The organism is Brunnivagina elsteri CCALA 953 (assembly GCF_002289455.1).
Lineage (GTDB): Bacteria > Cyanobacteriota > Cyanobacteriia > Cyanobacteriales > Nostocaceae > Brunnivagina > Brunnivagina elsteri.
The window spans coordinates 1-6,138 of sequence record NZ_NTFS01000389.1 but is presented as its reverse complement, the minus strand read 5'-3'; the positions used below and the strand labels follow the sequence as shown (position 1 = coordinate 6,138).

Annotated in this window: 4 protein-coding genes; 2 read left to right on the top strand and 2 right to left on the bottom strand. The window is 40.4% G+C overall.

What is annotated here, in order from left to right:
- Together CK510_RS24610 and CK510_RS24605 are read right to left on the bottom strand one after the other, a co-directional pair.
- A partial coding sequence (locus CK510_RS24610) for a LysR family transcriptional regulator (protein WP_143289419.1) occupies positions 1-547 on the bottom strand: 547 nt, incomplete at its 3' end.
- 373 nt (positions 548-920) lie between these two features.
- On the bottom strand, positions 921-2,147 hold the full coding sequence (locus CK510_RS24605) for a HEAT repeat domain-containing protein (protein WP_245912417.1): 1,227 nt from the start codon (positions 2,145-2,147) through the stop codon (positions 921-923).
- Between the two features lie 878 nt (positions 2,148-3,025).
- Between CK510_RS24605 and CK510_RS24600 the strand changes: the two genes are divergently transcribed.
- Positions 3,026-4,627: a ferredoxin--nitrite reductase gene (locus CK510_RS24600; RefSeq protein ID WP_095724182.1), complete on the top strand. Its 1,602-nt coding sequence runs from the start codon at positions 3,026-3,028 to the stop codon at positions 4,625-4,627.
- Between the two features lie 151 nt (positions 4,628-4,778).
- Positions 4,779-6,107, top strand: a complete 1,329-nt coding sequence (locus CK510_RS24595) for a CmpA/NrtA family ABC transporter substrate-binding protein (RefSeq protein ID WP_095724181.1) — start codon at positions 4,779-4,781, stop codon at positions 6,105-6,107.
- The last annotated feature ends 31 nt before the right edge of the window (positions 6,108-6,138 follow it).

Here is a 6,138-nt window from a genome sequence, read left to right as displayed (position 1 = left end):
TGTATTCATTCTCTGCAAGGGGATGATTGGCGGCAACTAAGACTTCGATTAGTTCATCATATAATGTCTCGACAATCATTTCCCGACCAGTTGTTAAAAAGCGATTGTTCATCACAATTGCCAAATCTACCAACCCGTCTTTGAGAACTTTGAGTGCGCGATCGCTCCCTAGTGATGTTACCCGCAATTGTACTTCGGGATAATCGTGACAAAATCGCTGTAACACTGGTGGTAAGTAGTATGCACACAGCGAATGAATCACCGCGATACATAGCTCTGGTTGTTTTCCCGATACCAAATCGGAAATTTCCTGTGTCGCACTTTGCCACTCTTGATTTATCTTTCGGGCACGAGGTAATAACCGTTCACCCGCTAGTGTTAGCTTTGCTTGACTTGTACGGTGGAAAAGTTCCAACCCTAAGTCTGATTCTAACGCTTGGATTTGCCGACTTACAGTCGATTGGGTGACACCGCATTGCCGCGCTGCTCCCTGAAAACTTCCGGTTTCTGCAATAGCCAGAAAAGCTTGCAACTGCTCTAGTCGCATGTTATTTGTAGCCTTATTTACATTTATAGCTTCCACTAACTTAACGGATTTCCGATTAAGCTTTAGTAAATTTTGTTACATCTTGTTCCTTTGCTGCCATTTTTTACAATAGCTGCAATGTTTACTTCTTTACGTCCTCCATCAGTTGAATAACTGAGTTTATTCCTAAATCTGTCTATCAGAAGATTGTAATATTTTCTTAATAAATAAATCGTCATTATTGAAAAATTAACATTTCATCACATTTGAGTTAAGTTTGGGTTAAGAGGAAGGAATATATGAGAAATATGGAATATGGGAATATATGAGAGACGACCCACCGGGTCGTCTGTACGATAGTATTGGGATTGGATTGGGATTGGATTGGGCTGTGTTAATTTTGGTGGTGTGCAATTTCTGGTGCAAGATTTTTGAGTGCTGCGATCGCATGTAAACGAACTTGGTTATCGGTATCCCCTGAGAGAGAAATTAGTGTTTCGATTGCCTCATCCCTACCGAGTTGTCCCAAAGAAAGTGCGATCGCGCTTTTTATGTTGCTAATTTCAGATGCGGGATGGTTTTGGTACAACATTTCTAATAAAATTTCAGTTGCTTTTTGGTTCAAAAATTGATGCTGCACTCGTCCAATTACAACTACTATTTGTTGCCATAAAGTTTGTGATACCAACGTATTCAGGGCTTTTTGTAAATATTCCAATCCAGAAATACTGCCAATCCAAGTTAATCCCCGAATTGCTTCTATTTGAATTTTTAGTGGTGTATCATAAGTTACTAAAACTTGGTACAAGTGAGAAGCGGCAGTGTCGCAACCCATGCGTGATAGAGAAACAACCGCAGCACAAGCTACATCTATCTTTGTATCGTATAGTTTAGCTTGTAAACATGTGACTAAATCCAAGCGATCGCGCAATTCTGGACGAAACCCTAATCCCCGTACTGCTTCCTGTCTTACTGTTGCTGATGTATCTTCTAAGCTATTTAATAATACTTGGGTAATGCGCGAATCGTGGAAACTACTGAGGGCTTCAATTGCTGCTGCACGCACTGCTATTTGAGAATCTTCAGCAACGCTGAGTAATGGCACAATAGTTTCTTGGTTGCGAATATAACAGAGGGTTTGTGTTGCTAAAAGTTTTGTGTCATCGTTAGCAAGCAATTCAGTCAAAGCCAAAATCGCCGTTTTTCCCAGTTGTCCAAGTGCGATCGCTGCCATTCCCCTCAGTTCTTCGTTATCGCTAGATTGAATCAATTCCATCAAAACTGGAATCACTTCAGTTTGTTTTAATTCTCCCAAAATCCGTACAGCGTACCATCGCAATTCATCTTCTGTTGTGTCATCTTCCAAAATGGCAACTAAAGGGGGAATAGTAATATTTCCCAAGCGAGTCAACATTTTAGCAATTTCCCAACGCTGTTGAAAATCGCCAATTTCTAAAGCTGATAACGCCAATTCGAGTAAGCTTTCCTGGCATTTCACCTCCTCAATATCTTTAGAATCGGTTTCTAAAATTAACTCCTGCAAGCATTGAATTAATAATGACCATTCCGCAGCATCATAAGCTACCCGTGCTTGTACCAAAAGCTGATTGATATTGTTCACAATTTGTTAATGGTTAGTAGTTAATAGTTATTGGCTAATAGGAATTGGGCAGAAAATAAGAAAACTCTCAACTGTCATGCTGACGTAGGAAGCATCTTCCAAGTAACTTGTAAATGTGATCGCTACTTTCTTTTATCCTCTAAATTCATCCTTACCTGCTCCGTTCACTCTACGCTTCCCGCTTTCTTAGAAGTACGCAAAAGTTCAATGTTTTCACAATGTATCAATATTTTTGCATTACAACTTAACTTGTCTGCTTGTTCCCCTTTCTTCTTTACCCATTGCCATATCTCTATTAACAACCATATGTACGCAACTAATAAAGTCTTTTTTACTTAGACAGGGTTAAATTTATGCAATACCTGCATATTAAAGACGCGATTTTTACATTAAAACGAATATTTCGTAACAATTTATACGATTTGTACATTTGTTCAAGCTTAACTTAAATTATATAAATTGTTACCAACCGCTTGTCCGAGCCTTCTTGACAAGTTAGCAAAATAGAGGTTTCAGCAAAAACTTTCTGTTTTTTGGCTTGCGTGAGGTTGTGTAAATTAATTAGACTAATCGATTTTAGATTTTGGATTGACTTCATTACCTATACATAGGAAATGGAGAAGTTTAATTTGGGATTTGTAATGGCTTATAGACTAATTTTATTTATAAACAACCACTCAGAAAGGAGTATCGCACAATCTTAAATCTAAGAATAAATCTAAAACTAAAACTAAAATTTGGTCGCTCTTAAAGGTAATGGATAAAACCTTAGACTTTTAATTTGCTATGAGTGGAGCGTCATATCGCATAGCCCAAAATTTAATCGAAAATCTAGCCTAAAAATCTAATCCAAAATCTAAAACCCTGGATTTATTTATATGACAGACTCGGCAACTACCCCTAAAACCAGTCTCAACAAGTTTGAGAAATTGAAAGCGGAAAAAGATGGACTTGCAGTTAAGGCAGAAATAGAGAACTTTGCCTCATTAGGATGGGAAGCGATGGATGAAACAGATCGCGATCATAGACTTAAATGGGTGGGTGTTTTCTTTCGTCCTGTGACTCCTGGTAAATTCATGATGCGGATGCGTTTGCCTAACGGTATTCTCAATTCTGCCCAAATGCGGGTTTTAGCGGAAGTTGTGGAGCGTTACGGGGATGAAGGTAGTGCTGATATTACAACTCGCCAAAATATTCAGCTACGTGGAATACGCATCGAAGATTTGCCGGACATTTTCAACCGATTCCAGGCAGTTGGCTTAACAACGGTGCAATCGGGTATGGATAACGTTCGCAATATCACAGGTGATGCGGTTGCCGGATTAGATGCCGACGAGTTATTTGATACTCGTGAATTGGTACAGCAGATCCAAGACATGATTACTAATTCCGGTCAAGGAAACTCTGAATTTAGTAACCTACCACGTAAATTTAACATTGCGATCGCAGGGGGCAGAGACAACTCGGTTCACGCAGAAATCAACGATTTGGCATTTGTGCCCGCATTTAAAGATGTTTCCCCAGGATATATTTCCCCAGGATATATTTCTCCAGAAAAGAGCGAAAAAATCTTTGGTTTCAATGTTTTGGTGGGTGGTTTCTTTTCTGCTAAACGCTGCGATGCGGCGATTCCGTTGAATGTATGGGTACTTCCTGAGGATGTAGTGGCAGTATGTCGGGCAATCCTAGAAGTCTATCGAGACAATGGATTGCGTGCTAACCGTCAAAAATCCCGGTTGATGTGGTTGATTGATGAATGGGGTATAGACAAATTTCGTCAAGAAGTTGAACAGCGTTTGGGGAAATCACTCCTAGCTGCCACTGAACATGACGAAATCGACTGGGAAAAACGCGACCACATTGGTGTATACAAACAAAAACAACCAGGTTTAAACTACGTAGGGTTAAATATTCCTGTTGGTCGCCTGAATGCCGAAGGGATGTTTGAAATTGCCCGTTTAGCTGAGGTTTATGGCAGTAGCGAGATTCGACTAACCGTCGAGCAAAATATTATTATCCCGAATATTCCTGACTCAGTATTGGCATCATTTTATACTGAAAATATTCTAAAACAGTTTACAATTAATCCTAGCCCATTAACGCGATCGCTCGTATCTTGCACAGGGGCAGAATTTTGTAATTTCGCGATGATTGAGACTAAACAACGTGCGATCGCGATGATGAAAGCGTTGGAATTAGACTTAGAACTAAATCGTCCGGTACGTATTCATTGGACGGGATGCCCAAACTCTTGCGGACAACCACAAGTAGCCGATATTGGTTTGATGGGAACCAAAGCCCGTAAAAACGGCAAACCCGTAGAAGGTGTTGATATTTACATAGGGGGTAAAGTCGGCAAAGATGCCAGCTTGGGAACCTGTGTCACCAAAGGGGTTCCTTGTGAAGATTTACAGCCAGTTTTACACGACTTACTGATCGAACATTTCGGTGCAAAACCCAAAGTATTGATTAATTCTTAATTTACCTAATCCAAAATCCAAAAGTTTTATAGTTTGGACGCAATACAAATAAGGGCAAATAAATAAGGGCAAACAGCCGTTTGCCCCTACAGTATTCTCTCAAACTGCATTCCTAATTCCCCAATCTAAAATCTAAAATCTAAAACCCAAAATGAGTAACCTTTCCAGAAGAAAATTCATCATCTCCGCAGGTATTACCGCAGCTAGCACTTTAATCGCGCATGGTTGTTCTTCGAGTGGAACGAATACTGATAATTCTTCCGGGGGAACAACAGGTACAGCCAGTCCAGCTAGTAATGTCACTTCAGCCGCAAATGCACCCAAAGTTGAGACAACTAAAGCCAAGCTCGGATTTATTCCCTTAACTGATGCTGCACCCCTAATTATCGCCAAGGAAAAAGGGTTTTTTGCCAAATACGGCATGACAGATGTGGAAGTGAGTAAACAGACATCCTGGCCCGTCACCCGCGATAACTTAAAATTAGGCTCATCGGGAGATGGGATTGATGGAGCGCACATTCTTAGCCCCATGCCTTACCAAATTACAATCGTTGACAAAGTGCCGATGTATATTTTGGCACGATTAAATCTCAATGGACAGGGTATTTCCGTAGCGAATAAATTCAAAGAATCTAAGGTAGCCTTAGAAAGTAAATCCCTTAAAGATATTGCTAGCAAAGCCAAAGCTGAGAATAAATCTCTGAAAATTGGTATAACTTTACCCGGTGGTACTCACGATTTATGGATGCGCTACTGGTTGGCTGCTGGTGGTATCGATCCCGATAAAGACCTTGGTTTGGAACCCGTACCACCACCACAAATGATTCAAAATATGAAAGTAGCTACTATTGAAGCTTTCTGTGTGGGAGAACCTTGGAATGCCCAGTTAGTCAGCCAAAAATTAGGTTATACAGCCTTAGTTACAGGTGAATTGTGGAAAGATCATCCAGAAAAAGCTTTTGCGATGCGGAAAGATTGGGTAGATAAAAATCCCAATGCGGCAGAAGCTTTATTGATGGCAGTTATGGAAGCGCAGCAGTGGTGTGACAAGCCGGAAAATCAAGAGGAGATGTGCAAAATCTGCTCAAGCCGTAAGTATTTTAACGTAGCTGTTGGAGATATTTTAGAACGTTTTAGAGGCAATATTGATTACGGTGACGGACGCAATGTCAAAAACTTTGAACACCGGATGAAGTTCTGGACTAGCAATGCTTCCTATCCCTATAAGAGCCATGATACTTGGTTCCTGACTGAAAATATCCGTTGGGGCAAGCTACCCAAAGATACTAAAGTTAAAGCGATCGTTGATGAAGTCAACCGAGAGGATTTGTGGAAGAAAGCAGCTATTGCTCTGAAATTACCTGCTGACCAAATTCCCGCAAGTAGTTCCCGTGGTATAGAAACGTTCTTTGATGGTGTTAAATTTGACCCAGAAAAGCCAGAGGAATACTTGAAGAGTTTGAAGATTAAGAGCGCTTAAATAAAGCAATAAAATTACCCCACCCTAACCC